Raw genomic sequence first — 26,068 nt, forward strand, 5'->3', positions numbered from 1 at the left:
TGTAGGCCGCGCCGGTCATTGGTAGCAAGAGGAGAAAGACAATGGAATATCGCAGACTCGGTCGTTCCGGACTCAAGGTCAGTACGCTGTCGCTGGGTTCCTGGGTGACGTATTCGAATCAGGTCGACAGCCGTCATGCGCGTGAGCTGATGGCGGCAGCCTGGGACCATGGCATCAATTTCTTCGACAACGCCGAAACCTACGCCAAGGGTGAGTCCGAACGCATCATGGGCGAGGCCCTGCATCACCTGCAATGGCGGCGCGAGAGCTTCGTGGTGTCCACCAAGTTCTTCTGGGGCCTGCACGAAGGCCCCAACGAAAAGCACACGCTCAACCGCAAATATCTGCTCAACGCCATCGACGGATCACTCAAGCGCTTCGGGCTGGATTACATCGATCTGGTGTTCTGCCATCGCCCGGACCCGCATACGCCGATCGAAGAAACCGTGTGGGCCATGCATGACATGATCCAGCGCGGCAAGGCGCTGTACTGGGGCACGTCGGAGTGGAGCGCCGATGAAATCCGCGCCGCGTGGCAGATCGCCGAGCGTCATCATCTGCACAAGCCGGTGATGGAGCAGCCGCAGTACAACATGTTCGTGCGCCGTCGCGTCGAGCAGGAGTATCGACGTCTTTACGAAGACATCGGTCTCGGGCTGACGACGTGGAGCCCGCTCGGTTCGGGCGTGCTGTCGGGCAAGTATCTGCACGGCATCCCGGCGGGCTCGCGCGGTGCATTGCCGACCTTCGAATGGCTGCACGAGCGTCTGCTCGATCCCAGGCGCAACGAAGCGGTGTCCCGCCTGTTGCCGATCGCTAAGGAACTCGACTGCACGCTGAGCCAGCTGGCGATTGCCTGGTGCGCACATAATCCGCACGTGTCGACGGTCATCACGGGCGCTTCGCGGATCGAGCAATTGAAGGAAAACATGGCGGCGCAGGAAGTGATCGCGCGGCTCACGCCCGACGTGATTGCCCGCATCGATGAAGCCTGCACCGGCGCGACGGACTGACACGGAGAAGGCATGCGCAAATTGGTCATGGCGTCCAACAACGCCGGCAAGCTGCGGGAGTTCCAGGCGCTGCTGGCGCCCTTGGGTTGGGAGGTCGTACCGCAGGCTTCGCTTGGCGTGACGGAAGCTGAAGAGCCGCACGTGACTTTCGTCGAGAACGCTCTTGCCAAGGCGCGCCATGCGTCGGCCAGTACTGGCTTGCCAGCGCTGGCCGACGATTCGGGCATCTGTGTCACGGCCTTGGGCGGCGCGCCCGGCGTCTATTCGGCGCGTTTTGCCGGGGAGCCGAAGTCGGACGCCTGCAATAATCAGTTGCTCATCGAGAAGCTCGCCGGACAGAGCGATCGCCGTGCTCACTATGTCTGCGTACTGGTGTTCGTGCGCTCGAAGGATGACCCGCAGCCCTTGATCGCAGAAGGCGAGTGGCACGGCGAGGTGATCGATGAAGCTCGCGGTGCCGGCGGGTTTGGATATGACCCGTACTTCTTACTGCCGGATCTCGGAAAGACCGCCGCAGAGCTTGAGCCAGAAACGAAGAACCGCATCAGCCATCGCGGAGTCGCGGTTCAGACTTTGCTGGAACGACTACGTCATGCGGCGATCTGATACTGTGTGGGTGCCTGCGACGCCCACCGGCCGGCGACAGGGAGCGAACAATAACCAAAGGCTGACAAGGCCTTCAATGACACAAGGGAATCACGCAATGAAGACGCGATTGATGGGATTGTGCCTCGCCGTGTTGGCACCACTGGCTTGGGCGCAGAATGCGCCGCCGCCTCCGCAGCTCGAACCGATCCCCGACGACGGTACCCAGCCGGAAGTCACGATCCGGGATGAAGCGGAGCAACGCGTGGAGGAGTTCCGCATCAAGGGCCGCCTCTACATGATCAAGATCACACCCAAAGTTGGACCCGCCTATTACCTGATCGACGAGAAGGGCGACGGCAGCTTTACACGCTATGACGGCATGGACAACGGCATGAAGGTGCCGCGCTGGGTGCTGTTCAAGTGGTAGGCCGCGCCTGAGGCGCAGACGGCTCCGGCGGTGGCACGACGTCACCGCGTTCGGAGCCGTCGTTGTTTTCGCACCAAGAAAAACGCCTCGTACCAGGAGGGCGGTACGAGGCGCCGAAAAGCTCGTTTGTTATCCAGGAGACACAACTAACAAACGCGCCAGGCACCGCTGGGCAAGCCAGCGGTGGGACACCCGCAGCGCGGCGTCGCCGCGCATTGAAATCGGTCTCCGTTTAACTCCGCGAACCAGCGACTCATCCAGAGGATCGATGTTTGTCCTGACTGGCATAATTGAAGTTAAACGTTTAACGTAAATGTACGTTGCGGTTGTTCGGTCCGCCACCGGGACAAACCCCAATGAGACCGAAAACAATAAAATCGACGGAACGATTGACCGGATCGAGCTGGCGCCGTATGTTTGTTGCCGCGTTACTCAAACATGTCAACGAAGTAGAGACATAAAGCGTTTAACTTTTCCATGCAAACTAAACGACCCGCGACGATTCGAGACGTCGCACAGGCTGCCGGTGTATCCACGGCAACGGTCTCGAAGTTCATCAACCGTCTGCAGCGCTTTTCTCCAGAAGTCGAAGCGCGCATACGCGCGGCAGTCGACGGCCTGGGCTACCGGCAGAATCCCGCCGCGCGCAGCATGGTGACCGGCCAGACGCGCACGGTGGGGCTCGCCATCCAGGACGTTCGCAATCCGCACTTCGCCAACATCGTGAAAGGTGCCAATCGCGTTGCGCTGGCGCATGACTACAGCCTGCTGGTTATCGATATCGAAGAGAACCCTTCCGGCGAGCGTGCACTGCTCGAAGCACTGTCGCGCCGCGTGGACGGGTTGATCGTGAGCTCTCGTATCCCTGAAGAATCCATCGATTGGCTCGCCGAAATCGGCAAGCCGGTGGTGTTCTTCGGTCGGCTGTCCCGACTGGGGATTCCCTGTGTACGGTCCGACGGTTACCAGGCGGCGTACATGATCGGACGCCATCTGGTCGAACTCGGCATGCAGCGGATTGCCTACGTGGGCTTCACACGCGCGCGCTGGAACGCGGAGCGCCTGCACGGCCTGACCGACGCGCTGGCCGAGGCCAATCTCACGCCGATCGTGCACGAAATCGACACGCCGTCGCTGGAAGCCGGCGAACGCGCAGCATCCGCCGTGCTGCTGGGCGGCAAGCGGCCCGAAGCGGTGGTCGGGTACAACGACCTTGTGGCATTGGGCCTGATGCATGAAGCACAGGCGCTGGGGCTGCGAATTCCCGAAGACGTCGCTGTGGCCGGTTTCGATGACATTCCGGTCGCGCGCTACATGCAGCCCCCGCTGACGTCGGTCGACATGCGTTCCGAACAACAGGGCGAAGCCGCCATGAATCGCCTGCTGACCGCCATTGCGCGCGAAGAAGGCGAGAGCGACGTGCTGCTGGAGCCCCGCCTGATTCCCCGCGCTTCCACGCGCCGTCCGCTGGACTGATCACGCGCACAAAAAAAGGGGCATCGATTCCGATGCCCCTATTGCAAGACACTGCTTTCGAGGAAAAACCAACGTCGCGCGAACGCGCTCCGTAGGAATGTGAGTCGAAAGCCCGTCGATTAGTTCAACGTCACCACCACGTACTGACGAATGCTGCCGCGCTGCACGAGCAGCGGCACGTTCTTGCCAGCCTGTTCGACCAAGCGCTGGAATTGTTCAGTGGATGTCACGCGTTGCCCGCTGACGGATACCACCACGTCGCCGCTCTGCAGGCCCGCCTTGGCAGCGGCTCCCGTAGCGCGCTGAATGACCAGCCCGCCTTGCAGATCGAGCTGCTTGGCCTCTTCGGGGCGCAGCGCACGCACTGCCAGCCCCAGCTTGCCGGACGACGACTGCGCATTGTTCGGCTTGTTGGAATCCGCACGCGCCGTGGTATCGCCAGCCTGTTCGGCGAGCTTCACGCTGATTTCACGCGAAGCCTTGTCGCGCCAGACCTTCAGCTTGACGGTGTCGCCCGGGTGGTGATTGCCGATCAGTCGGGCGAGGTCGGCTGCGTCATCGATCTTGGTGCCGTCCACTTCGGTGACGATGTCGCCTTCGCGCAGGCCTGATTTCTGCGCCGGGGTGCCGTCTTCGATCGAATTGATCAACGCACCCTTCGTGTCGGGCAGACCGAACGACGCGGCCATTTCCTTGTTGACGCCCTGTATGCCCACGCCGAGACGACCGCGCGAGACCTTGCCGAACTTCTGCAATTGGTCCTTCACCTTGATGGCCTCGTCGATGGGGATCGCGAACGAGATACCCATGAAGCCGCCGGAGCGCGAGTAGATCTGCGAATTGATGCCGATGACTTCGCCGTTCAGATTGAACAGCGGGCCGCCCGAGTTGCCCGGGTTGATGGCAACGTCGGTCTGCAGGAACGGCACGAAAGTCTCGTCCGGCAGGCGGCGTGCCTTGGCACTGATGATGCCGGCAGTCACCGTGTTCTCGAAGCCGAACGGCGAGCCGACGGCCACGACCCATTCGCCGACCCTGGCGCGCTGGGCGTCGCCGATCCGCACGAAGGGCAGCCCGGTCGCGTCGATCTTGATGAGTGCCACGTCGGTGCGCGTATCGCTGCCAATTACCTTGGCCTTGAATTCACGCTTGTCAGTGAGCTTGACGGTCACGTCCGTCGCATCTGCGACAACGTGCGCATTGGTCAGCACGTAGCCGTCGCCGCTGACGATGAAGCCCGAGCCTTCGCCCTGGCTGATGCGCGGCTGGGCCTGCCCGCGCGGCATGTTCGGCGCGGGGATGCCGAAGCGCCGGAAGAAGTCGTAGAACGGATCCTGTTCCATGGCCGCATCGTCGTCGTCCTCCTTCGAGACGCTGGTGACGCGGATGTTGACCACGGCCGGCCCTACCTGCTCGACCAGGGCACTGAAGTCCGGCAGCGCGGGGCGCGCGGACGGGGGGACGGTCACCGGCCCGCTGGCCGCTACCGACGATGCGCTACTGCTGCTCGCGGCGTGTGATGTGTTGATGCCTGTATTTTCGAGGCAGCCGGTAAAGGCGACTGCCGCGACGGCGGCGATCAGAACAGTGCGAGAAAAAGACCACTCCATGATGAACGGGGCTCCTGACAACATTCGGTATGGACTCGCCGGGGGCGCAAGAGGCTTCCCGGTTACGGCCTGTGACTGTGCGGGAAATTTCCCCGTTCCCTGTCATTACAAAGGATTACAAAGCAAAACTTGGCTGAGAGCAGGTATTGAACGTGTTCTCATTGACGCCCATGTGGGTAGTCTAGTCTTCGTCAAAAGGTCAACCTGCATCAAACAGGAGTCTCGATAGCGTCATACAATCGATAGATTCAGCATGCACCGCCGGAATCAATCCGCGCGCTTGGAGAGTGACGATGACCCTGACGGATCTCCGATACATCGTAGCTTTGGCCCAGGAGCGCCATTTCGGCCACGCGGCGGAAAAATGCCACGTCAGCCAGCCGACGCTGTCCGTGGCCGTCAAAAAGCTCGAAGAGCAACTCGGCGTGCTTCTATTCGAACGTAGCGCCGCCGACGTCAAGGTGACGGAGATCGGTCGACAGATCGTCGCCCAGGCCGAGCGCGTGCTGCGTGAGGCTTCGCAGGTGCGCGATATCGCCGAAGCGGGACGTGATCCGTTTGCCGGCCCCCTGCGCCTGGGGGTCATCTACACCATCGGCCCGTACTTGCTGCCTTCCCTGATTCCTCGCCTTGCGCAGCGCGCGCCGCGCATGCCGTTGATGATCCAGGAAAACTACACCTCGCGCCTGGCCGAGGGGCTGAAGAAGGGCGATATCGACGTTGCCATCCTGGCGCTGCCGTTCTCCGAGCCCGGTATCGTCACTCAGCCGGTCTACGACGAACCTTTCCGCGTGCTGATGCCTGCGACCCATCCGTGGGCCGCGCAGGAAGAAATCTCTACCGCGACCTTGCAGGAAGAACCTCTTCTGCTTCTGGGGGCCGGGAACTGCTTCCGCGACCAGGTACTGGAGGTCTGCCCGCGCTGTGCCCATGGTACGGGCCTGCAAAAGACCCTTGAGGGCAGTTCGCTCGAAACCATCCGCCTCATGGTTGCGACTGGATTGGGCGTGACGGTATTGCCCAGTTCGGCGGCCGATTCGCAGCATGCTGGTGCCAATGACCTGGTGTCGGTGCGTCGCTTCGCTGCGCCGGAACCGAGTCGCCGTGTCGCGCTGGCGTGGCGCGTGACCTACCCGCGAACCAAGGTCATCGACTTGCTGCGCGCCTGCATTCTCGAAAGCGAATTGCCCGGCGTTACGCCCGTCGGTTGATATTGCAGAGCAGCATATGCTGTGCAGATAGACTGAAATGAATGGCGTCTTTATGGCGCCATTAAAAAGTTCTAAGAGCCCTCCTTCCCGCAATGCCCGTTTGGCATCATGCCCGGTGCATAAGGACGTTTTCTTTTAAGTGTTTGAATTTTAAAAACAATAAGTCCGAACGCGAGCATTTCGTTCTCGCCGGACGGCGCCCGTATTAAAAGCGCCTTATAGAAAAATCAAACACTCGAATTGGGCAGCGCCTGGGCCGATCCGTACTATTGGTGCTACGCACAACGCGTACAAAACCCTTAACCAATAGTCACCGAAAGGCTTTTATCATGGCACCGACCTTCAACTTCTTCGACCGTCTCGCTACCCGCCGTTCCTACGAAGGCGCTGAAGAGCGCGAACGCGCTGGCTTCGTCGCCGAGCTGACCCACGTCAGCGATGCCATGCCGGGTACCCTCGGCCTGCAACACGCAGAAGCGCAAATTGCGCGCGCGATGTTGTTCAACAACCTGGTCTGATCGTCCCCTTGTGACGGTTAATGGTGTAAGGCCCGCCCTGGCGGCGGGTCTTGTCCATTTGCCGATCCCCGCCTGACCCGCCGATCGCGCTGGTCACCGAGCCGCAAGCGCTCATATTACCTCCTATCGTTTTCCCTCTTGCTGGAATCCCTAGCGACCCTGATGGGTTGAAGCAGACTTCATTTAACCGATTGTTTTGTCGAAAAATCTTACGGTCATTCCCTTCCAGAAGGGGTTGTGACCGGTCATTCGGGTAATTCCGCGCTGCCGCAAACCCCTATGCAAATGACTTCCATCACGGTCGTAAAGTCAGACAAGGCTGATCGATCCTGATCGGCCGAACCCTTGGGAGAGCATCATGGCAAGCAAGGATCCGCGAACCGCAATCGTCAAAGACCAATCATTCGCCGCGCACGGCACGTACGTCAGCGAGGACGACCTTGAGCGCGACGGATACCTGGCCGAACTCCGTGCTCAGCAGCGACGCAAGAGTGGCCGGGTCGACAATCCTGTCCAGGATATGCACGTGTCGCACTATGAGTGGTGGCCGTTGACCTGACGCCGGGCGTTTGCGGCGCGGGCTCCATCCGCGCCGCCCGTCCTGCCACCCATTTGCCATAAGAGGCCCGTCAGCGTCATCTTCTGTCCGATTCCTGCGTTTTGACATACAACTGAAACTGTTGGGTGTTCACGCGGACAAAGCCATAGAGCTGCGTTCATTGGCTGCGCGGATTGGATGGAGGAATGCACCGTGCTTGGTCATAGTCCCTCTTCTTTGCCCTGGCGAATCGAGGATCTGGATTTTTCGAGCATCGACCGATCATGCATTCGCCATGATCGGGACATGCTGTATCTGCTGGCGGCCTCGTCTTTCATCGAAATCGCTTCGGATACTTACGCGGCGAACCTCGCCGAATACTTCGAGGGCGATCCAGAAGTGGTTGCCTGGCTATCCGGGCACTGGGAAAAGGAAGAAGTCCAGCACGGCCGCGCCCTGCGTGCCTATGTGAATCGAGTGTGGCCCGAATTCGACTGGCAGGCTGCCTACGACGGTTTCTTTGCCGAATACTCGAAACTGTGCACGGTCGATGAGTTCGAGCCCAGCCGTGGGCTCGAGATGGCTGCGCGCTGCGTCGTCGAGACGGGGACCTCGACGTACTACCGTGCCATCTACGACCTGACCGAAGAACCCTTCCTGCGCCAACTCGTCACGCATATCCGCAGTGATGAAGTGCGCCACTACAAGCACTTCTACCGCTACTTCAACCGCTACAACGACATCGAGCGCAACAGCCGCCGTCGCGTTGCCGGCACCATCGGCCGGCGCCTGGTCGAGGCGCGCAAGAGCGACGCCGAGATCGGTCTTTGGCATGCCTTCAATCATTGCCATCCGAACGAAGCGCGTGACGGCAAGGCTTTTGCCGATCTGCTCACGCGCGTCAACCGCCGTGTGCGCCGCAGCTATCCCATCCCGCAAGCCGTGAAAATGCTGCTCAAGCCGTTGCGCCTACCGTCGATGTTCGCGTCCATTCACATGCCGATCGCATTTGTTGTGCGGTGCTTCATCCTGCGCTGACGACTCAGATCAGCTTGCGGATCTTGCGTCGCAGTTCGCGTTCGGCCTTTTCCATGCGGTCGGCTTCCTGCGCAAGCTCGCGCCATAGCGAGTACGCCATCAGTGCGATGACGATCGCAAACGGCAGGGCAATCACGATTGTTGCCGTCTGGATGGCTTCCAGGCCACCGACCAGCAACAGGCTGATCGCAATGAGCGCCACCAGCACGCCCCATCCGAGCTTGAGCCTGGTCGACGGATGAGGATTGCCGTTGTCGCTCAGCATGCCCAATACGAAGGTGGCCGAGTCGCCCGAGGTAATGAAGAAGATCGATACCAGCACGATTGCCACGACCGACAGTGCGGTCGTGAGCGGCAGTGTGGCGAACAGATCGAACATCGCGACCGACGCATCCTGAACTGCCTTTGCGGCCAGGGGCGTGGTGCCGAAGATCTCCTGGTTCAGCGCCGTTCCGCCAAACACCGAGAACCACATGAAACTGACCAGGCTCGGCACCAGCATCGCGCCGATCACGAACTCCCGTATCGTGCGTCCGCGCGACACGCGGGCGATGAACATGCCGACGAAGGGTGACCACGAAATCCACCATGCCCAGTAGAACACCGTCCAGTCGGTCACCCACGGGTCGTTGCGGAACGGTGTCAAGCGCAGGCTCATGCGCACCAGTTCGGTGACATAGCCGCCGAGCGTGTTGGTGAAGGTGTCGAGAATGGCCACTGTCGGGCCGATGATGAAAACGGTCAGCGCGAAGAGCAGGGCAAGCACGAGGTTGATGTTCGACAGCCACTTGATGCCCCGTTCCACGCCCGACATCGACGAGGTAATGAATATCGCCGTTGTGATCACGATGATCGCGATCTGCGTCGTCGGGCTGATGGGCGCGTCAAATACGCGGGCCAGGCCGCTGTTGATCTGCAGCGCGCCCATGCCGAGCGACGTTGCCACGCCGAAGGCCGTGGCAAGTGTCGCCAGCACGTCGATGGCCGCATGCCATCGACCCTGCAACCACTGCGGCAATCCTGACAGCGTTGCTTCGATGGTGCTGGGCTTGCCCAGGCGGAACTGTGCGAAAGCGATGGCGAGCGCCACGATTGAATACATCGCCCACGGATGCACCCCCCAGTGGAAGAACGTGTAGCGCATGGCCGCACCGGCCGCGTCCGCCGTCTGCGCAATCACACCCGGCGGTGGTTTGAGGAAATGCGACAGCGGCTCTGCCACGCCCCAGAAGACCAGGCCGATGCCCATGCCGGCGGCGAACAGCATTGCGAACCACGAGCCGCGCGAGAACGCGGGCTCTTCGTCGTCGTCACCCAGCCGGATGTTCCCAAAGCGTCCAAACGCCAGACACAGGCACAGCACCACCATCGAGAACACCAGCCACAGGTAGAGCCAGCTGAAATTCTTCGAGCAGAAGGCCAGCGCGGCGTGCGTGGCAGTCGAAAGCGTGGCGGGTGAGAGCATCGCCCACGCGACGAACGCCACGATCAGCGCAAACGAGATACGACGGCTCTGCATCGAGGCTCCTTTGTCCGCGGCCAACGCCCGCGGGTCTTGTCAGGGCACCACCGAAAGAAAGAGAAATGCCGCAAAAATCATCAAATGGACCGTTCCCTGCAGGATCGTCGTGCGTCCGGTGCTGAGCGATATCGTGCTGACCAACAGCGTCAGCGCCAGCAGCACGGTCTCCTTGGCCTCCAGCCCCAGGATGAGTGGTTGGCCGGTGACGATGAAGATCGCGGCCACCACCGGGATGGTCAGTCCGATACTGGCCAGTGCCGACCCGAGCGCGAGATTGAGGCTTGTCTGCAGGCGATTGGCCTGTGCTGCCCGTACTGCCGCCAGCCCCTCCGGCAACAGCACCAATGCGGCGATGACGATACCGACCAGTGCCGCCGGCGCACCAGCCGAAACGACGGCCTCTTCAATGACCGGCGACAGCTTCTTGGCCAGCCCGACCACGGCAACCAGACAGGCCATCAGCAAGACGCCGCTCTCCCAGGTCTGGCGTTTGCTTGGCGGCTTAGCGTGCGAGGTCTCGTCGCCGGCCGTGTCGTCCACCGGCAAGAAATAATCGCGGTGGCGGATGGTTTGTACAAAAACGAACATGCCGTACAGCACGAGCGCGGCAAAGCCCGAGAAGGCCAATTGCGGCTGCGACCAGGCCGGCCCGGGCTGACTGCTCGTGTAGTTGGGCAACACCAGCGACAGCACCGACAGGGCCGCCAGGACCCCCATGGCCGACGTCGCGCCCTGGAGATGGAAATCCTGCTCACGATGGCGGATGCCCCCCAGGAGCAAGCACAGGCCGACGATGCCGGTGCACACGATCATGATGGCCGAAAACACCGTGTCACGTGCCAACGCAGCCTTTGCCGCGCCGCCGGAGATCATCACCGACACGATCAGCGCGACCTCGATAACGGTCACCGCCACCGCGAGCACCAGCGTGCCGAACGGTTCGCCGATGCGATGCGCCACGACTTCCGCGTGGTGAACGGCGGCGAAAACCGTGCCGCCCAGAAGGATGGCCGCTATGACTGTTGCAAGCGTCGCGCCGGACGGCGTCAACATCGAAGCCCACGCAAGAAGGGGTACTTGCCAGGTCCATGCAGGATTAAGGGGGGCGAAGCGCGACATTCTCTCCTCTCTGCCCGGCGCCCGCGCGCTACCGAAGCAGGACGATGGCCGGTGCGTTACTCGCGGTCGTGACGACCGATGACTGAAACATAGTATGCAGACGGCGTGACGGCTGATGTGTCTGCGTAGCGATGCGGCATGCAATACGCCTGCTGGACGGAAGCAGGCTCCAAGACCGCTGCCGATGCGGCCTGGGCCCGTTGGTTGGGCCGTGTCGTCGGCCGGGCGTTCCCCACGATCGCAATAAATTCAATGCCAGCCGGGTTGGACGATTCTTCCCGACGCTGCCCATTATTCAAGTTGAGAAAGTGAAATTCAAATCGACTCGCTGATCAGATTCCGCGCGACTGAGTTTATCGAAATGAATCAATGGAAAATAATGTTCGTTTTATTCGCAATAGACGCGAATTCATTTTTCGAAATAAGCCGGCGATTTATGGTTCGAACGAATGCGTCCTGTGAAGGTTCTGGTGCATAACTAAGATGTTTCCTACTAAATCACTGAAACGATTACTGTTGTTGCCAGAATTTGACAAACACGCCCCGTCAGACTTAATCGATGTCAACAAAAACACAGCGTGCGGACCCGTAGGATTCCCCTTCGAAAAGGCCGTCGCCACGCGGGGGCCATGAATGACGGTCGGTATGCGCCGCAATGACGGCGGGTTCCTGTTGTCTGGATCGATTCCAGGTGCGAATTAATTGTGGGCGATAGCTGGTATTCAGAATTGCTCGCCCATTCATCGCCGGTAATCGAATCGGTCCGAATATCGAGACTTACTGGCATGAATAAAAATACCCCCCCAACTCTCTCCAACGACACGTGTTCTGATCTGTACGGCTTGCAGGTCGACACCGCCCTCAAAGATCTGGCCTCAGCCATGGCGCCGAGCATGGATGCCATCGCAGAACGTTTCCTGTCCAGGGCAAAGGCATCCCCCTTCATCCGGTCATTGCTCGAGAGCTTTTCGGCGGATGAGACGCGTCACGTCGCGAGTGTCCTGCGCCAACACCTCGATTTCCTGCTCCAGCCGGGCTTGACCGCCGTCGCCCATCGCGACGCGGCTCGTCGCATCGGCAGCGTGCATGTGCAGCTCGGGCTCGAGCAGGACGACGCGGTTCTGTGCATTGAAGCGTTGACCAACGCCATTCGCGCAGCGGTCGATCCGGCCGTCCATGCGGAAGGCCTCGCGGTGCTGACCCATCGCCTCAACCTCGGGCTGTATCACCAGACCGAAACGTACAACGAGGTGCGTGACGCACGCCGCGATCTCATTCTGTCGATGACGCGGGCCATTGCCGACGTCGACAGCTACGCTGGCGTCATCGACGTCGCCGTCAACATGCTGGGCGAAATCCCGAGCGTTGCCGATTGTGCCGTCGGATACCCGGATGCGCTGGGTGGGTTTCACGTCGTGGACGCCCATGGCGAGGCGGTGGCCCGCTACATGCACCAATGCTCGAAGCTCGAGCGAAGCCCCGAGGCGAGCCGTGCCTCGGAGCAGGGGCCGATCGGCTTGGCATGGAGCACCGGACAGGTGCAGCGCTCGATCAATATCTCGACCGACCCCCGCATGACCCTGTGGCGCGATTTCGCCGCTGAAGCGGGCTTTCGCTCCATGATCGCGATTCCGCTGCACGGCCCGGACGGCGCACCGATGCTCAATCTGGTGCTCTACAGCGCCATGCCCGGCGGCTATTCCGGGCCCGCGCAGCAAGACTTCATCACCCTCGTCCAAGCCTTGGTCGAACTTGCCCTGGCGCGCATCTGGCGCCAGAAAGGCTGTACCGAGAACGTGCCGTACCTCATCCGCCAGCGTTGGCAGTCGCTGCTGCGCACGGACGCGCTCGAAATGCACTTTCAGCCGTTGCTCGACCTGCGCGAGCGGCGCGTTACCAAAGTCGAAGCGCTGGCGCGACTGCGTGATGGCGACCGCCTGCTTGGACCGGGGCAGTTTCTCGGTGCCCTGCAGCCGGAGGACTACTTTGTCCTCTACGTCCGCGGGTTGCGGCAAGTCATGACGTGGCGCGCACGCTGGCTGCAGCAGGGCGCCGATCTGGCCGTATCGATCAACCTGCCCCCTGCGGCATTGGCCGACATCCGCTATTTCGAAGCCACGCGTGCGGCTCTCGTCGAATACGGCGGCGATCCGAGTGCCGTGACGCTCGAACTGCTCGAAAGCGGCGCATTGCCGGCGGGCGTTTCGGTACCGGAGGAGATCGAACGCTTCCGCTCGCTTGGTGTGCACATCGCGCTCGACGACCTGGGCGCCGGATATGGCAGCCTCAACCGCCTGCGTGACTTTCCCTTCGACGCCATCAAGATCGATCAGAACATCGCATCCAGCAGGGGCGGCGACCATTGGGACATGATGCGTTTCATCTACCAGCTCACGCGCCTGGGACATTCGCTGGGCAAGCCGGTGGTGATCGAAGGCGTGGAAGACGAAGATCTGCTGCAGGCGCTGCCTATTCTTGGACCCGACCTGGTGCAAGGCTACGCTGTCGCGCGCCCCATGCCGCCGGATGAGATCGTAGGCTGGCTGGCGTCGCGCGAATCCCTTTTCGCGGGGCTGTCTTCCGAAGGGCGCCTGGCGCGACTGGCGCGCCTGTTGTTGTGGGAAGAGGGTATCCACCTCAACGCCGAAATGGCGCGCGGCGACGGCGCACCTTCGGCGCTGTTGGCGGATATCGCAGAACGCAGGCCCGGCTACGCCGACCATTCTGTCGACGCCAAATGCCTGTCGTGCATCTTCTCGAGCCTGCCCATACAGCCCCGCGCTTCAACGGGGCCGGACGACGATCTCGTGTCGAATCTCGTGCACGCGGCGGTATGCGCCGGCGTTGGCAGCGAACTCTACAAGGACGCACGTGCTCGCCTGATCGGCGATCTGCAAGCGTGACCCGGGCGTAATTCGCCGCGGCGTCGCTCAATCAATGTGAACGTATCCCTTGCCGGCGCGCCTGGCTTCGTACTCGCTGCGTCGGCCTCATGCATTGGCTGGCGTGAAAGGCGCGATCGGAACGTCGAGCAAGCTCGCCACGAATCGTGTGATCCGATGAAAGACTGGTTCGCATGGCGGAGCCGAGTCGACGGCAATTTGCATACCGCTGTGCCCCACAGCGGAAAGAACGCAGCGCTCCAATCAGCCACATATTGTGTACGTAGTGTCGTTCTGCGCGCGGCGTGCTCTTTGAGGGGGGCGATTTGTCCATTGGCTTGACATATACCAAGCGCGTTGCAAGAGCTGTCAACGATGCTCTTCCGTCGTGATCACAACCACAATGTGCGCGTCAGAAGCAACAAGCGCGACAGCGGCTGCAAGCAATGCACCGTACGGGCATCGACCACCGAATTGAAGGAGTACAGCGGAAGACGCGCCAATTTTCCGCTCGGAGACCAATGAAAGATCCATTGATTTGCCCTGTCTGTGAAGGGCGCAGTGCGTTGTTCGACGTCGTCGACTTCAACAAGTCGTGCGAGATGGGAGACGGCGTGCCTCCGGTCCCCAGTGGGATCGCAATCTACTATGCACGCTGTTCCGCATGTGACTTCTGTTTCGCCCCCGACATGATGGCGTGGACGAAGGAAGAACTCTCTCGTCGCGTCTACAACGATGAGTATCACCTCGCTGATCCGGACTATTTGCAGCGTCGTCCTCTGATCAATGCGACATTTCTGAATGAGAGCTTTGGAGAGCGGGTGAGGGAGCTTCAAGTACGCCACCTCGATTTTGGGGGCGGCAACGGTTTGATGTCGGCGATCCTGCGGGAGCGCGGTTGGCGGTCATGCTCCTATGATCCTTTCGGAGGCGATAGCACAATCGATCCCGCGGCTTCGTTCGACTTCGTTACGGCGTTCGAGGTGTTTGAACATTCCACCGATCCCCATATGCTGATGGAAGACCTTCGGCGCGTTCTCCGTCCAGGGGGGATTGTCTTCTTTTCGACTCTGCTAAATGACGAGAATATCCGCGCCAGTAGCCGTTTGACGTGGGCGTACGCTGCGCCGAGAAATGGTCATGTAAGCCTGTTTTCGAGAAAGAGCCTGAGTGTCCTGGCGCAGCACCATGGTTTCCGATTTGGAAGCGTCAGCAAGATCAGCCACGTTTTCTACACCGAGCCGCCAAGCTGGGCCGGCAGGATATTCGCTCCCCGACAATAAGCTTCTACAGCCCGGCACGTTCGGCACTGTTCAAACAGACGTCCTTGAATAGCGCCCGGTGTGCATGCCGCCAATACATGGACGTGATGGTCGCGCAACGCGACATGTCCATTCCCGTCCCTGATCTTTCGTCATGCAAGGGACTTTGGGGCGGACGAATCTACTCCGGGATGCCCACCTCTGCCTCGTAGCCGGCGCTCTCGCAGTCTGCGTAGATGTCCGGCTTGCGGACCCATACACGTGCGCCCCTCACACCATCGAGGCTCGCGCACAGTGCCAGGATTTCGTGGCACAGCGTCTCTTGCAGATTGAAATGCCGCCCGGCGACGAGTTTGGGGATGCCGCGATGCAATAGGTCGTAGTTGACGGTAGCGGATACGTCGTCGGCCATCGTGCCCGTGAGCGGGGCGAGCCGCAGTTCGACGTCGATCAGCACGCGTTGTGGACACTGGCGTTCGATGTCGTAGAAGCCGATGAGCACCGGCAGGCTGAACTCACGGATATGGATCCGGCGGTTGTAGATTTCCAAGGTGATGCATCCGCTGTGCGGGCGCTGCGTGGCTAGGGCGGGCGCACTTGCGCCCATTCGCCCCAGCCGGCAGGGCCGGTGTTGGAGACGCTAGCGATAGACGGGAAAGCGCTGCGTCAGGGCCTGTACTTTCGCACGAACCGCCTCGATCGTGGTGTCGTTGCCACCATTGTCCAACAGGTCAGCGATCAGATTCCCGACCAGGCGCGCTTCGTTCTCACGGAAGCCGCGTGTCGTCATGGCCGGTGTGCCGAGGCGGATGCCGGAAGTGACGAAAGGCTTTTCTGGATCGTTCGGGATGCTGTTCTTGTTGACCGTGATGTGCGCCCGCCCGAGCAGCCGCTCGGCGTCCTTGCCGGTGATGCCCTTTGCGCGCAGGTCGACGAGCATGAGATGACTTTCGGTCCGGCCCGAGACGATGCGCAGCCCTCGCTCGATCAGCGTGCCTGCCAACGCGGTGGCGTTCTTCACGACCTGCTGCTGGTAGTCCTTGAATTCAGGTGACGACGCCTCTCTGAAAGCCACCGCCTTGCCGGCGATCACGTGCATCAGCGGGCCGCCCTGAATGCCCGGGAAAATCGCCGAGTTGATGGCCTTTTCGTGTTCGGCGCGCATCAGGATCACCCCGCCGCGTGGGCCGCGCAGGCTCTTGTGCGTGGTCGTGGTGACAAAGTCCGCGTGCGGCACAGGGTTGGGATAGACGCCCGCCGCGATGAGCCCGGCGTAGTGCGCCATGTCGACCATGAAGTACGCGCCGACTTCACGTGCCACCCGCGCGATGCGTTCAAAGTCGATCCGCAGCGCGAACGCCGACGCCCCCGCAATGATCAGCTTCGGCTTGCATTCGCGCGCTTGGCGCTCGAGCGCTGCGTAATCGATGTCCTCGTTCGCGTCGAGTCCGTAGCTCACCACGTTGAACCACTTGCCGCTCATGTTGAGCGGCATGCCATGCGTGAGGTGTCCGCCTTCGGCGAGGCTCATGCCCATGATCGCGTCGCCCGGCTCGAGTACGGCGAAGAACACGCCCTGGTTGGCCTGTGAGCCGGAGTTCGGTTGGACGTTAGCGGCATCGGCCCCAAAGAGCGCCTTGACGCGGTCGATGGCGAGCTGCTCGACGATGTCCACGTATTCGCAGCCGCCGTAATAGCGCTTGCCCGGATAACCCTCGGCGTACTTGTTGGTGAGTTGCGAGCCTTGCACCGCCATCACGGCGGGCGAGGTGTAATTCTCGGAGGCGATGAGCTCGATGTGATCCTCCTGCCGCCGGTTCTCTTGCTCGATGGCGGCAAATACCTCGGGGTCGATCTGGTCGACGGCATAGCGGGCGCGTTCAAACATGTGTGGCCTCCGTGGAACGAAGCCCCGGCATGTTGGCCGGGGGTATTGGTGAAATGAGATGATCAGGCGACCGTGGCGCGCAGGGTCTTCGCAGCGGCAACCATGTTGGAGAGGGCGGGAATGACTTCGCTCCATTGCCGCGTCTTGAGACCGCAGTCCGGATTGACCCACAGCCGCTCGGCCGGCACGCGCTCGGCGGCCTTTTTCATCAGCGCGACGATGTGCTGTTCGCTCGGAATGTTGGGCGAGTGGATGTCGTACACGCCGGGGCCGATCTGGTTGGGGTAATTGAAGTCATCGAAGGCATCGAGCAATTCCATGTGCGAGCGCGACGTCTCGATGGTAATGACGTCGGCATCCATGTCTGCAATCGACGCGATGATGTCGTTGAACTCCGAATAGCACATATGGGTGTGGATCTGCGTTTCGTCTTCTACGCCGTTGGCGGCAATGCGGAACGATTCCACTGCCCAGTCGAGGTACGCTCTCCATTGCGACCTGCGCAGCGGCAGACCTTCCCGCAGCGCGGCTTCGTCGATCTGGATGATGCGCACGCCAGCCGCTTCGAGGTCCCGCACTTCCTTGCGGATCGCCAGCGCCAGTTGTTTGCACGACACCGAGCGCGGCTGGTCATCACGAACGAAGGACCAATTGAGGAGGGTGACCGGCCCGGTCAGCATGCCCTTCATGGGCTTTGAGGTCAGCGATTGCGCGTAGCTGATCCACTCGATCGTCATCGCCTTTGGGCGGCTGATGTCGCCGAACAGGATCGGCGGCTTCACGCAGCGCGAACCGTAGGACTGCACCCATCCGAACTGGCTGAAGGCATAGCCTGCGAGTTGTTCGCCGAAATACTCGACCATGTCGTTGCGCTCGGCCTCGCCATGTACGAAGACGTCCAGTCCTAGCGCTTCCTGTTCGCGTACGCCGCGAGCGATCTCGGCGCGCATTGCGGCTTTGTAGTTCGTCGCGTCGATTTCGCCAGCCTTGAACTGGCTGCGCGCGAGTCGGATCTCGGCCGTCTGGGGAAAGGAGCCGATCGTCGTCGTGGGGAATTTCGGCAGGGCGAGCAATGCGGCCTGCCTGGCGGCTCGTTGAGGGTAGGGACTCTTGCGCTGTCCGAGGCGCGCATCGATTTCCGTCACGGCGATCTTCACTGCCGGGTTGTGGACGCGTGGCGACGTGCGGCGTGCTTCGCAGGCGGCGCGGTTGGCGGACAGTGCGTCGGCGGCCGCCTCGCGGCCTGCATCCAGCGCAGTGGCCAGCACCGAAAGCTCATCGAGCTTCTGCTTGGCGAATGCGAGCCACGATTTGATCTCGTCGTCGAGTTGCTGTTCGCTGTCCAGATCCACCGGTACATGCAGTAGCGAGCATGACGGTGCGATCCACAGGCGCTCGCCCAGGCGATCGCGCACCGGCTCCAGCCAGTCGAGCGTCGCGCACAGATCCGTCTTCCAGATATTGCGGCCATTGATCACGCCCAGTGACAGCACCTTGTGGCCGGCCAGGTAGTTCAGCGTGATCTGCACTTCGTCGCGCGCATTCACGGCGTCGAGGTGGATGCCTGCGGTCGGCAGCTTGACCGCCCATTCGAGGTTCTCCCGCAGCGGGCCGAAGTAGGTCGCCAGCAACAGCTTGACCGGGGCTGACTTGAGCGCGTGATACGTCGTGGTGTATGCATGGCGCCAGTCGCCATCGAGCTCCGTGACCAGAATCGGCTCGTCGATCTGCACCCACTCCACGCCTTGTTCGGCGAGTACCGCCAGGAGCTGCGCATAGACGGGAAGCAGACGATCGAGCAGGGCGAGGCGATCGGAACCGTCCTTTGCTTTGCCGATGGCCAGGTACGTCACCGGTCCGATGATGACTGGCTTGGCCTTGACGCCCTGCTCGCGCGCTTCGCGCAACTGTTCGAGCAGGCGTGTTGCGTCGAGCTTGAACTGCGTGTCGGCGCTGAACTCCGGGACGATGTAGTGATAGTTGGTGTCGAACCATTTGGTCATCTCGCCCGCCGCGACGCCCCCGCAGCAGTGGGCATGTTCGTCGGCGGATTGCGCCGAGCGTCCACGGGCCACGCGAAAGTAATTGTCCAGCGCGTCGCCGTGAAAGTCCTGAACGCGTTCGGGCAGATTGCCCAGCGTAAAGCTCATGTCGAGCACGTGGTCGTAGAAGGCGAAGTCGCCGACGGGCACAAAGTCGAGCGCCGATTGGTCCTGCCAATGACGGCGGCGCAACTGTGCGCCTGCCGCCTTGAGCTCATCACGCGAGGACTGCCCTTTCCAGTAGGACTCCAGCGCGAATTTCAGTTCGCGCTTCGCGCCGATGCGCGGAAAGCCGAGGTTGTGCGTTGTTGTCATGATCGTTGCCAGTGGGGATCGGTAGTGGCACGATCGTAAAATCACCGAACAATGAATAAAAATGGTTTTATTTCATTCATCGATGAAAAACGTTCACGTATAAATCCCCATGCCAATCCTCGAACGCATCCATCTGGCGATCATCCGCGAAGTCGAACAGCAGGGCTCGCTCACCGCTGCGGCAGCCGAGCTCCATCTCACCCAATCGGCGCTCAGTCACACGATGCGCAAGCTCGAAGACCACCTTGGCGTGGCGATCTGGCATCGCGAAGGGCGCAGTCTGCGGCCCACGCAGGCGGGTGAGTACCTGCTTGCTGTCGCCAATCGCCTGCTGCCGCAGTTGTCGCTGGCCGAACAACGCATCCGGCAATTTGCACAGGGCGAACGCGGCACGCTGCGCATAGGCATGGAGTGCCATCCGTGTTACCAGTGGCTGCTGAAGATCGTGTCGCCGTACCTCGCCGCGTGGCCCGACGTGGATGTCGACGTGAAGCAGAAATTCCAGTTTGGCGGCATCGGCGCCTTGTTCGGCTACGAGATCGATGTACTCGTCACGCCCGATCCGCTCTACCGCAACGGGCTGCATTTCGAGCCGGTGTTCGATTACGAACAGGTGCTGGTGGTCGGCCCGTCGCATCCGCTGCGCAAGGCGCGCTACGTTCGCCCCGAGCAGCTCTCAAGCGAAACGCTGATCACCTATCCGGTGCCGCTCGATCGACTCGATATCTACACGCAGTTCCTCACGCCGGCCGGCATCAGCCCCAAACGCCACAAACCCATCGAGACCACCGACATCATGTTGCAGATGGTCGCCAGCGGCCGCGGCGTGGCGGCGCTACCAAGGTGGTTGGTGGAGGAATACGCCGAAAAAGTCGACGTGGCGCCGGTGCGGCTCGGCAAGGATGGTGTGCCGAAGCAGATTTTCCTCGGCATCCGCGAGGCCGACGCGGATATCGAATACGTGCGCGCCTTCATGAGCCTGGCGCGCACGCATCGAACCGCGCGCTGAGCAGCATTGGCGAGCGGTGTTGCCGCAATAGTCTCAGCACCCTATGCGCACATGGCGCAAGGCTGCGGCCAGCGCCGTGTAACGAGAGCCCTCAAGGGCCAGGTCGAGGTAAGTCTGGACCGGGCTCGTCAGCCATATTCCGTTCACCTCGCCCCGATGTTGAAGTACCCCGTTGGATTCCGCTTCAACAATCAGAAGGTTCGGCTGCATGTTTTTCGACGAGGCGGCGTCCAGTTCGGCCAGGGCCTTGTAGACGTTGATATCGGGCGCAACGCGGACGCGGATTTCGGGGACCGGCCGGCTGCACGAAAGGTACGCTCGCGCGGCCGATTCGTGACACACGCCGTATCGCACCTTGTACTTATCGAAGATTGACGCGACGTCGCGGAGCCGGGTTGCATAGTCCGGCGCGGGGAGCGCGTAAGCCTGCATTTCCCGTGGAGGCCGCCTCTTCAGGTGGGCCCACAGGTCAAGGAGCTTTCCCGGATCGCTCAAGCGCCAGTTCATCATGGGGCCTCGGCCGTAAGGCTCGGCGAGCTTTAGACGCTCCAGTTCGTGCAACGTCTCGGAAGTCGTTGTGCGACTGACTCCCGCCTGGGTCACGACATCCTTCGCGTGGAAATACGTATCGACGTGACAGCACAGCAAGGTGTGCAGAAGATCTCTGCGCCGTCCTGCAAACAGGCGCATGGAATGCTCGTGGACTTGCGGCGCGGGCTTCAGCATGTAGGCATGGCCGCGAGGCGCCGGGAAGAGAAATTCGCCCTTGGATGTGTAATACCCGACGCGCAAAGCCTCCAGCAATCGTCGGGTGGCCGGAGCGATTGTTCTCGCCAGGAAGAATGGTTGCGTGGTCGTCTGCTTCGTTTCGTCAACGTAGCAATATCTCGCCGCCACTTCTCTAACGTAGTCTGGAGACGGGTGCGGGCACCTGGATACCTTCAGGAGCATGGAGGTATCTTCGACCTTGAGTGCGATTTCGAGGGACGCCGCACATCTTTCGTGTGCGGCCGTCTCTGACACGGTCTCGACGGCAATGGACGGAAGCCCATCCAGAGCCGAAAGCAATTGGGATAGTGATTTGTCATGCATGGCGGTACCCCCGTACGCCTCCCCGGAATTCTGTGTGCGTGGGCAAAACGGCAAGCAGAATAGGGCGGATGCCCAGTCAGCAAAAACGGGGCACGCTTCGAGTGCCCTGCCCGCTCAAGTCGTCACAGCCGGATTGCGGCGCAACGCGGCAGAGCGATGCGGTTGCAGCCGGCAGTAGTAAAGAGATTGAGATCTTCGCGAATTGCTCCAAGACACCCACACTGGCCTGCGCCGCGGTGCTATTCAGGTTGGTGTCGAAGGATTCAGGGCTGGACCCCATCCAGCTTGTGGAAGGCGGCCTTCGCATCCGATCCGCCGGTGTGCCGCAGATCGGCGCGGCCCGGCCGGCCACGGCGGCTGTGTCGATTGGTCCATTCCAGACCGTTCGATATCATTTTTCATGTGTGAGCCCCAATCACTTGTTCGCGTGCGGTGCGGCTTGGAAACGCTGTTGCGCAAGCAAGGAAACACCGCTTGTATGGGACGATCCTATGATCTGAGAATGCGCCCAAAGCTGACATAAATCAGGCGCCGCAGCCACTTAACCGGGTGTTCAAGTGTCTGCGACAAAGTCCGATTTCGTAGTAATCAAAATCTGTTGTGCGTGACGGACGGGTCATGCGGATCGGTCCGGTTCACCGGTGGAATTGATCCTGGTTGCGCATTGGAGGGCTGGGCAGAAGGGTGCGCGCAAGACGCGCGACCGTGCCTCGAAGTGATCACTGGGTTTCGCTGCGACCGGATGGGACTTGATAAACAAAAAGCCAGGCTCGGAAAGCCTGGCTTTTTGTTTGGCGATCAGTGTTTGTCGCCGGAATTCGTGGAGCGGGCGATGGGAATCGAACCCACGGCTCTAGCTTGGGAAGCTAGGGTATTACCATTATACGACGCCCGCTCGGGCGGCCCGCCGACGCAACAGGCCGGGAGCTAAGAGAAGCCGATTGTACGGAAATCGGCTGCCCGCCTCAACCGGCACGCGGCGCGAGTTGCGTCAGAAATTGGCGGTGATGCCCGTGAAAATGATCGTGTCCGACTTCTTCTCGCCGGGCAGGACCTTCTCGCGGAATTTGTTCAGCACCGAAAGCTGCAAGCCGAAGCGCTCGGTGATCTTGGTGCTGAGATCGACCTGGAAGACCGAGCGAATGCCGCCCCGGCCGACGGTGTTCGGAAACAGCACCCAGCGCTGAGAGAGCGTGGCCGTCTGCGACAGCGCGTAAGTGAAATCATTGCCGACCATCGGTTCAATGCCCTTGGCGTCCGACGCGGTCTTGTTGTCTTCGAAGGTGTAGGCCAGGCCTCCATACACGTTCAACTGCAGCCCCTCCGCGCGCAGCAGCCGATAACCGGCACCGGCGCCGTAGGTCTGGCGCAGTTCCAGGTCCTTGAACGGATCGCGTTCGAGCGTCGCATCGCCAAAGCCGAACCACGCTTGCGCAAAGTTGCGCTCATAACGTGCACTGGCCAGATCGTTATCCGCGGTCGTGTCGCCGTTGCTGGTATTCCGGATGAACAAACCATGCAGGACGATGCGGCTGTCGCGCAATGCCCTCACCGCGTCGGCCGACAGCGAAGCCTGCGTGGAATTGCTGTTGCCGCGGCTGATAGTCATGCCAAAGCCCAATGAGCCTGTCCAGCGGCCGTTTCCGCTCTGCGGGGACGACGCCATGCTCTTGAACGCAGGGTCGCTGGGGCGGCCCTGGCCGTGTGCGGGGAGAGAGACGAACAAAGTGGCGCCGATCAGCGCCGGTAAGGTCTGACGGAGTGACTTCATGGTCATTTGGAAAAAACGGGTTACGCCGGCTTCGCAAGAAATGGGCCGCCCTCGGCACGGCGGCCGCATGAGACGGGTGTTTCGCAGGCATGCAAGTGCCTGCCGACCTGGTCAAGATGTCATCTTAGAACCGCGATCGGGCTTCTGCGGAAATGGGCGGTCGCGTGACGGCGACGGCGGGCGATGCGCGCAAGCCCTGCGAGGAGCATGGCGGCGACCGTGCTAGAATCCCCGCTCCCATTTTTCGATGAGCCGCGTTCGCGGGCGAGTCGCCGCATGCTTACCCTCTCCATCAATGGCGAGCGCCGTCAGTTCTTCGGGCCGCTGACGGTTGCCGGTCTGCTCGAATCGCTTGAACTGGCGGGCAAACGCGTGGCGGTGGAATGCAATGGCGCCATCGTGCCGCGCGGTCTGCATGCTGCGACCTCGCTGACCGAGGGCGATCGCCTGGAAATCGTCGTCGCCGTGGGCGGCGGCTGAGACGCGGCGCTGCATTTTCCGGAAGCACACACCTATGAATGATCCGCTGCTGATTGCCGGCAAGGGCTACGCATCGCGTCTGCTCGTCGGTACGGGCAAGTACAAGGACTTCACCGAGACGCGCGCGGCACTCGACGCCTCGGGGGCGCAGATCGTCACCGTCGCCATCCGCCGCACCAATATCGGGCAGGACCCCAAAGCGCCCAGCCTGCTCGACGCAGTGCCGATGTCGCATTTCACCTATCTGCCGAATACGGCCGGCTGCTATTCGGCCGACGAGGCCGTGCGTACGCTGCGACTGGCGCGCGAACTGCTGGACGGACATTCGCTGGTCAAGCTCGAAGTGCTCGGCGACCAGCACACACTGTTCCCCAACATGCCGGAAACGCTCAAGGCCGCTGACGTGCTGGTGAAAGACGGCTTCCAGGTCATGGTGTATTGCTCGGACGACCCGATCCAGGCGCGCATGCTCGAAGACATCGGTTGTGTCGCCATCATGCCGTTGGCATCGCTGATCGGTTCGGGCATGGGCATTCTGAATCCGTGGAATCTCAAGCTCATCATCGAGCAGGCGCGCGTGCCGGTGATCGTCGATGCTGGCGTCGGTACGGCGTCCGATGCTGCGATTGCCATGGAACTGGGTTGCGACGGTGTGCTGATGAACACCGCCATCGCCGCGGCACAAGACCCGGTGCGCATGGCCGGCGCCATGAAGAAGGCCGTCGAGGCGGGGCGCGATGCTTTCCTCGCGGGGCGCATGCCGCGCAAGTTCTATTCTGCTTCGCCCAGTTCGCCGACCGGCGGACTGATCGGCTCCTGAACGGGGTTCGTTTCATGACCGCTTCACCCCCGCCGATGGACGACGACGTCCCGCGCCTGTCGCGCCAGCCGATCCGCAGCTTCGTGCTGCGCCAGGGGCGCATGTCCGACGCGCAGACGCGCGCCATCGAAGCGTTGATGCCGCGCTACGGCATTCCCTATCGCGCGGCGCGGCTCGACACCGACGCCGTGTTCGGCCGTCACGCACCGGTGGTGCTGGAAATTGGCTTCGGCATGGGCGTGGCGACGGCAGAGATCGCCAAGGCTCGCCCGGACACCGACTTCATCGGCATCGAAGTCCACGGTCCCGGCGTGGGCAATCTGTGCAAGCTGATCGAGGCGGACGGGATCACCAATCTGCGCGTCATGCAGCACGACGCGACAGAGATCGTGCGCGACATGATCGGCGAAGGTTCGCTGGCCGGCGTGCATGTGTTCTTCCCGGACCCGTGGCCGAAGAAAAAACACCACAAGCGCCGCATCCTGCAGCCGGCGTTCGTCACTGAACTCGCGCGTCGCCTGGCTCCCGGCGGCTACCTGCATTGCGCCACCGATTGGGAGGACTATGCCATGCAGATGCTGGAGGTCCTGCGCGCTGAGCCGCTCCTGGAGAATTCCTGCGAAGAGTTCGCGCCGCGCCCCGACTATCGTCCGCTGACCAAGTTCGAAGCGCGTGGCCTGCGCCTTGGGCACGGCGTGTGGGATCTGATCTTCCGCCGCAAGGGCTAGGCGCGGCCGAAGACGCCGGACGCGCCCGCGTCCGGTGGCCTCGCCGGGCGTGTCACTCCCGGTCGACGGGATACGCGATGAAGGCCGGCAACTGCTCGGCCCGCGCGGAGAACGCTGCCAACGCGGGATAGCGCTGCGGATCGCTCAGCCCGGGCACCGAGAATTGATTGAAGCGCCACGCCACGGCCAGCGTCACGTCGGCCTGCGTCATGCGCTGACCCATCAGCCAGGGATGGGCGCCGGCCGCCATCGGTTCGAGCAGGTCCCACGCGTGCGAGAGCTGGCTGGTGATGCGCACGACCCAGTCTTCGAACTGTTTGTCCTCGGGCCGCAGCTTTACCTCGTAGATGTACTGCACGGTTTTCTCGGCCGCCACCAGCGCTACGCCGATGATGTGCAATGCCCGCCGGCGTACCCATGTCGCGCTGGGCATCAGCCGGTGCGACGGTGCCACCATGTTTTCGAGGTAATCGAGAATGAGCGTGCTGTCGATGAGGATTTCGCCGTCATCACACAGCAGCGTGGGCGCCTTGACCATGGGATTGACGATCTTGAACGCCTCGAAGTCGCGGAACACCGATACCGAACGGTGTTCGAACGCAAGGTCCATCAGCGCCGCCGACACGGCTACGCGCCGAACGTAAGGCGAATCGAGCATGCCGATCAATTGCATGGCCAGAACTCTCGGACGGGGAGTGCCTAGCTTAACGGAATCGGCC

The 26,068-nt window shown here is 61.6% G+C and carries 24 protein-coding genes and 1 tRNA gene; 14 read left to right on the forward strand and 11 right to left on the reverse strand.

All coding sequences use genetic code 11. The features are described from left to right. The first annotated feature begins 41 nt into the window (after nucleotides 1-41). The 4 genes from ACDA63_RS09630 (at nucleotide 42) to ACDA63_RS09645 (ending at nucleotide 3,504) form a co-directional block, all read left to right on the forward strand. Complete coding sequence (locus ACDA63_RS09630; RefSeq protein ID WP_373663015.1) at nucleotides 42-1,013, forward strand: potassium channel beta subunit family protein; 972 nt, start codon at nucleotides 42-44, stop codon at nucleotides 1,011-1,013. A 12-nt stretch (nucleotides 1,014-1,025) separates the two neighbouring features. Beyond that, nucleotides 1,026-1,619, forward strand: coding sequence for an RdgB/HAM1 family non-canonical purine NTP pyrophosphatase (gene rdgB / locus ACDA63_RS09635; protein WP_373663016.1), 594 nt, complete (start codon nucleotides 1,026-1,028; stop codon nucleotides 1,617-1,619). Nucleotides 1,620-1,716: 97 nt separating this feature from the next. Further along, entirely contained in the window at nucleotides 1,717-2,028 is a 312-nt protein-coding gene (locus ACDA63_RS09640) for a DUF2782 domain-containing protein (protein WP_373663017.1), read from the forward strand. A 477-nt stretch (nucleotides 2,029-2,505) separates the two neighbouring features. Continuing rightward, nucleotides 2,506-3,504, forward strand: a complete 999-nt coding sequence (locus tag ACDA63_RS09645) for a LacI family DNA-binding transcriptional regulator (protein WP_373663018.1) — start codon at nucleotides 2,506-2,508, stop codon at nucleotides 3,502-3,504. A 119-nt stretch (nucleotides 3,505-3,623) separates the two neighbouring features. On the opposite strand, the gene ACDA63_RS09650 is transcribed toward ACDA63_RS09645, so the two are convergent. Next, a complete protein-coding gene (locus ACDA63_RS09650) occupies nucleotides 3,624-5,114 on the reverse strand; it encodes a DegQ family serine endoprotease (protein ID WP_373663019.1) in 1,491 nt (496 codons plus the stop codon). Nucleotides 5,115-5,407: 293 nt separating this feature from the next. Here ACDA63_RS09650 and ACDA63_RS09655 point away from each other — a divergent pair, with 293 nt between their 5' ends. From ACDA63_RS09655 to ACDA63_RS09670, 4 genes are all read left to right on the forward strand, one after another. Beyond that, the gene (locus ACDA63_RS09655; protein WP_373663020.1) at nucleotides 5,408-6,325 is read left to right on the forward strand and encodes a hydrogen peroxide-inducible genes activator; all 918 of its coding nucleotides are present in this window, start codon (nucleotides 5,408-5,410) and stop codon (nucleotides 6,323-6,325) included. A 329-nt stretch (nucleotides 6,326-6,654) separates the two neighbouring features. After that, nucleotides 6,655-6,843: a hypothetical protein gene (locus ACDA63_RS09660; protein ID WP_373663021.1), complete on the forward strand. Its 189-nt coding sequence runs from the start codon at nucleotides 6,655-6,657 to the stop codon at nucleotides 6,841-6,843. A gap of 358 nt (nucleotides 6,844-7,201) precedes the next feature. Beyond that, nucleotides 7,202-7,402, forward strand: a complete 201-nt coding sequence (locus ACDA63_RS09665) for a hypothetical protein (RefSeq protein ID WP_373663022.1) — start codon at nucleotides 7,202-7,204, stop codon at nucleotides 7,400-7,402. Between the two features lie 285 nt (nucleotides 7,403-7,687). Further along, nucleotides 7,688-8,419 carry a ferritin-like domain-containing protein gene (locus tag ACDA63_RS09670; RefSeq protein WP_373663023.1) on the forward strand — a complete coding sequence of 244 codons (732 nt, stop codon included), beginning with the start codon at nucleotides 7,688-7,690 and terminating at the stop codon, nucleotides 8,417-8,419. Between the two features lie 4 nt (nucleotides 8,420-8,423). Here ACDA63_RS09670 and ACDA63_RS09675 read toward each other — a convergent pair whose 3' ends face one another. Both ACDA63_RS09675 and ACDA63_RS09680 read right to left on the reverse strand, forming a co-directional pair. Then, nucleotides 8,424-9,938: a BCCT family transporter gene (locus tag ACDA63_RS09675; protein WP_373663024.1), complete on the reverse strand. Its 1,515-nt coding sequence runs from the start codon at nucleotides 9,936-9,938 to the stop codon at nucleotides 8,424-8,426. Nucleotides 9,939-9,977: 39 nt separating this feature from the next. After that, nucleotides 9,978-10,994, reverse strand: a complete 1,017-nt coding sequence (locus ACDA63_RS09680) for a calcium:proton antiporter (protein WP_373663025.1) — start codon at nucleotides 10,992-10,994, stop codon at nucleotides 9,978-9,980. A gap of 959 nt (nucleotides 10,995-11,953) precedes the next feature. Between ACDA63_RS09680 and ACDA63_RS09685 the strand changes: the two genes are divergently transcribed. Both ACDA63_RS09685 and ACDA63_RS09690 read left to right on the forward strand, forming a co-directional pair. Then, nucleotides 11,954-13,963: an EAL domain-containing protein gene (locus ACDA63_RS09685; protein WP_373663026.1), complete on the forward strand. Its 2,010-nt coding sequence runs from the start codon at nucleotides 11,954-11,956 to the stop codon at nucleotides 13,961-13,963. 500 nt (nucleotides 13,964-14,463) lie between these two features. Further along, nucleotides 14,464-15,225, forward strand: a complete 762-nt coding sequence (locus tag ACDA63_RS09690; RefSeq protein ID WP_373663027.1) for a class I SAM-dependent methyltransferase — start codon at nucleotides 14,464-14,466, stop codon at nucleotides 15,223-15,225. 160 nt (nucleotides 15,226-15,385) lie between these two features. Here the strand turns inward: ACDA63_RS09690 and ACDA63_RS09695 are convergent, their stop codons facing one another. The 3 genes from ACDA63_RS09695 to metE form a co-directional block, all read right to left on the reverse strand. Beyond that, nucleotides 15,386-15,754 carry a dihydroneopterin aldolase gene (locus tag ACDA63_RS09695; RefSeq protein ID WP_373663028.1) on the reverse strand — a complete coding sequence of 123 codons (369 nt, stop codon included), beginning with the start codon at nucleotides 15,752-15,754 and terminating at the stop codon, nucleotides 15,386-15,388. Between the two features lie 90 nt (nucleotides 15,755-15,844). Beyond that, nucleotides 15,845-17,092 (reverse strand): serine hydroxymethyltransferase, encoded by a 1,248-nt coding sequence (gene glyA / locus ACDA63_RS09700; protein ID WP_373663029.1) that lies wholly within the window; start codon nucleotides 17,090-17,092, stop codon nucleotides 15,845-15,847. Nucleotides 17,093-17,154: 62 nt separating this feature from the next. Then, a complete protein-coding gene (metE, locus tag ACDA63_RS09705) occupies nucleotides 17,155-19,449 on the reverse strand; it encodes a 5-methyltetrahydropteroyltriglutamate--homocysteine S-methyltransferase (protein WP_373663030.1) in 2,295 nt (764 codons plus the stop codon). 109 nt (nucleotides 19,450-19,558) lie between these two features. On the opposite strand from metE, the gene ACDA63_RS09710 reads away from it, so the two are divergent. Then, on the forward strand, nucleotides 19,559-20,458 hold the full coding sequence (locus ACDA63_RS09710; RefSeq protein ID WP_373663031.1) for a LysR family transcriptional regulator: 900 nt from the start codon (nucleotides 19,559-19,561) through the stop codon (nucleotides 20,456-20,458). Nucleotides 20,459-20,491: 33 nt separating this feature from the next. On the opposite strand, the gene ACDA63_RS09715 is transcribed toward ACDA63_RS09710, so the two are convergent. The 4 genes from ACDA63_RS09715 to ACDA63_RS09730 form a co-directional block, all read right to left on the reverse strand. Continuing rightward, entirely contained in the window at nucleotides 20,492-21,550 is a 1,059-nt protein-coding gene (locus tag ACDA63_RS09715; RefSeq protein WP_373663032.1) for a hypothetical protein, read from the reverse strand. A gap of 821 nt (nucleotides 21,551-22,371) precedes the next feature. Beyond that, nucleotides 22,372-22,445, reverse strand: a tRNA-Gly gene (locus ACDA63_RS09720). Between the two features lie 96 nt (nucleotides 22,446-22,541). After that, nucleotides 22,542-23,321, reverse strand: coding sequence for a YdiY family protein (locus tag ACDA63_RS09725; RefSeq protein ID WP_373663033.1), 780 nt, complete (start codon nucleotides 23,319-23,321; stop codon nucleotides 22,542-22,544). A 119-nt stretch (nucleotides 23,322-23,440) separates the two neighbouring features. Further along, nucleotides 23,441-23,614 carry an MYXO-CTERM sorting domain-containing protein gene (locus ACDA63_RS09730; protein ID WP_373663034.1) on the reverse strand — a complete coding sequence of 58 codons (174 nt, stop codon included), beginning with the start codon at nucleotides 23,612-23,614 and terminating at the stop codon, nucleotides 23,441-23,443. On the opposite strand from ACDA63_RS09730, the gene thiS reads away from it, so the two are divergent. The 3 genes from thiS to trmB are packed head-to-tail and all read left to right on the forward strand — an operon-like array spanning nucleotide 23,598 to nucleotide 25,349. Then, a complete protein-coding gene (gene thiS / locus ACDA63_RS09735) occupies nucleotides 23,598-23,801 on the forward strand; it encodes a sulfur carrier protein ThiS (RefSeq protein WP_373663035.1) in 204 nt (67 codons plus the stop codon). The two genes, ACDA63_RS09730 and thiS, sit on opposite strands and share 17 nt — an antisense overlap. Before the next feature lie 34 nt (nucleotides 23,802-23,835). Then, complete coding sequence (locus ACDA63_RS09740; protein ID WP_373663036.1) at nucleotides 23,836-24,621, forward strand: thiazole synthase; 786 nt, start codon at nucleotides 23,836-23,838, stop codon at nucleotides 24,619-24,621. A gap of 14 nt (nucleotides 24,622-24,635) precedes the next feature. Then, nucleotides 24,636-25,349 carry a tRNA (guanosine(46)-N7)-methyltransferase TrmB gene (gene trmB, locus ACDA63_RS09745; protein WP_373663037.1) on the forward strand — a complete coding sequence of 238 codons (714 nt, stop codon included), beginning with the start codon at nucleotides 24,636-24,638 and terminating at the stop codon, nucleotides 25,347-25,349. A 52-nt stretch (nucleotides 25,350-25,401) separates the two neighbouring features. Here the strand turns inward: trmB and ACDA63_RS09750 are convergent, their stop codons facing one another. Further along, nucleotides 25,402-26,022 carry a glutathione S-transferase family protein gene (locus ACDA63_RS09750; RefSeq protein WP_373663038.1) on the reverse strand — a complete coding sequence of 207 codons (621 nt, stop codon included), beginning with the start codon at nucleotides 26,020-26,022 and terminating at the stop codon, nucleotides 25,402-25,404. Between the last annotated feature and the right edge of the window lie 46 nt (nucleotides 26,023-26,068).

Source organism: Uliginosibacterium sp. sgz301328 (genome assembly GCF_041807905.1).
Lineage (GTDB): Bacteria > Pseudomonadota > Gammaproteobacteria > Burkholderiales > Rhodocyclaceae > JBGVSA01.

What these genes read in the sequence shown, in the direction of transcription:
- ACDA63_RS09655 (WP_373663020.1), top strand. Translation starts at nt 5,408, where the DNA reads ATGACCCTGACGGATCTCCGATACATCGTAGCTTTGGCCCAGGAGCGC.
- ACDA63_RS09680 (WP_373663025.1), bottom strand. Translation starts at nt 10,994, where the DNA reads ATGTTGACGCCGTCCGGCGCGACGCTTGCAACAGTCATAGCGGCCATC.
- ACDA63_RS09750 (WP_373663038.1), bottom strand. Translation starts at nt 26,022, where the DNA reads ATGCAATTGATCGGCATGCTCGATTCGCCTTACGTTCGGCGCGTAGCC.
- metE (WP_373663030.1), bottom strand. Translation starts at nt 19,449, where the DNA reads ATGACAACAACGCACAACCTCGGCTTTCCGCGCATCGGCGCGAAGCGC.
- glyA (WP_373663029.1), bottom strand. Translation starts at nt 17,092, where the DNA reads ATGTTTGAACGCGCCCGCTATGCCGTCGACCAGATCGACCCCGAGGTA.
- ACDA63_RS09675 (WP_373663024.1), bottom strand. Translation starts at nt 9,938, where the DNA reads ATGCAGAGCCGTCGTATCTCGTTTGCGCTGATCGTGGCGTTCGTCGCG.
- rdgB (WP_373663016.1), top strand. Translation starts at nt 1,026, where the DNA reads ATGCGCAAATTGGTCATGGCGTCCAACAACGCCGGCAAGCTGCGGGAG.
- trmB (WP_373663037.1), top strand. Translation starts at nt 24,636, where the DNA reads ATGACCGCTTCACCCCCGCCGATGGACGACGACGTCCCGCGCCTGTCG.
- ACDA63_RS09690 (WP_373663027.1), top strand. Translation starts at nt 14,464, where the DNA reads ATGAAAGATCCATTGATTTGCCCTGTCTGTGAAGGGCGCAGTGCGTTG.
- ACDA63_RS09640 (WP_373663017.1), top strand. Translation starts at nt 1,717, where the DNA reads ATGAAGACGCGATTGATGGGATTGTGCCTCGCCGTGTTGGCACCACTG.
- ACDA63_RS09630 (WP_373663015.1), top strand. Translation starts at nt 42, where the DNA reads ATGGAATATCGCAGACTCGGTCGTTCCGGACTCAAGGTCAGTACGCTG.
- ACDA63_RS09730 (WP_373663034.1), bottom strand. Translation starts at nt 23,614, where the DNA reads ATGGAGAGGGTAAGCATGCGGCGACTCGCCCGCGAACGCGGCTCATCG.
- ACDA63_RS09650 (WP_373663019.1), bottom strand. Translation starts at nt 5,114, where the DNA reads ATGGAGTGGTCTTTTTCTCGCACTGTTCTGATCGCCGCCGTCGCGGCA.
- ACDA63_RS09740 (WP_373663036.1), top strand. Translation starts at nt 23,836, where the DNA reads ATGAATGATCCGCTGCTGATTGCCGGCAAGGGCTACGCATCGCGTCTG.
- ACDA63_RS09715 (WP_373663032.1), bottom strand. Translation starts at nt 21,550, where the DNA reads ATGCATGACAAATCACTATCCCAATTGCTTTCGGCTCTGGATGGGCTT.
- ACDA63_RS09685 (WP_373663026.1), top strand. Translation starts at nt 11,954, where the DNA reads ATGGATGCCATCGCAGAACGTTTCCTGTCCAGGGCAAAGGCATCCCCC.
- ACDA63_RS09660 (WP_373663021.1), top strand. Translation starts at nt 6,655, where the DNA reads ATGGCACCGACCTTCAACTTCTTCGACCGTCTCGCTACCCGCCGTTCC.
- thiS (WP_373663035.1), top strand. Translation starts at nt 23,598, where the DNA reads ATGCTTACCCTCTCCATCAATGGCGAGCGCCGTCAGTTCTTCGGGCCG.
- ACDA63_RS09710 (WP_373663031.1), top strand. Translation starts at nt 19,559, where the DNA reads ATGCCAATCCTCGAACGCATCCATCTGGCGATCATCCGCGAAGTCGAA.
- ACDA63_RS09665 (WP_373663022.1), top strand. Translation starts at nt 7,202, where the DNA reads ATGGCAAGCAAGGATCCGCGAACCGCAATCGTCAAAGACCAATCATTC.
- ACDA63_RS09645 (WP_373663018.1), top strand. Translation starts at nt 2,506, where the DNA reads ATGCAAACTAAACGACCCGCGACGATTCGAGACGTCGCACAGGCTGCC.
- ACDA63_RS09670 (WP_373663023.1), top strand. Translation starts at nt 7,688, where the DNA reads ATGCTGTATCTGCTGGCGGCCTCGTCTTTCATCGAAATCGCTTCGGAT.
- ACDA63_RS09725 (WP_373663033.1), bottom strand. Translation starts at nt 23,321, where the DNA reads ATGAAGTCACTCCGTCAGACCTTACCGGCGCTGATCGGCGCCACTTTG.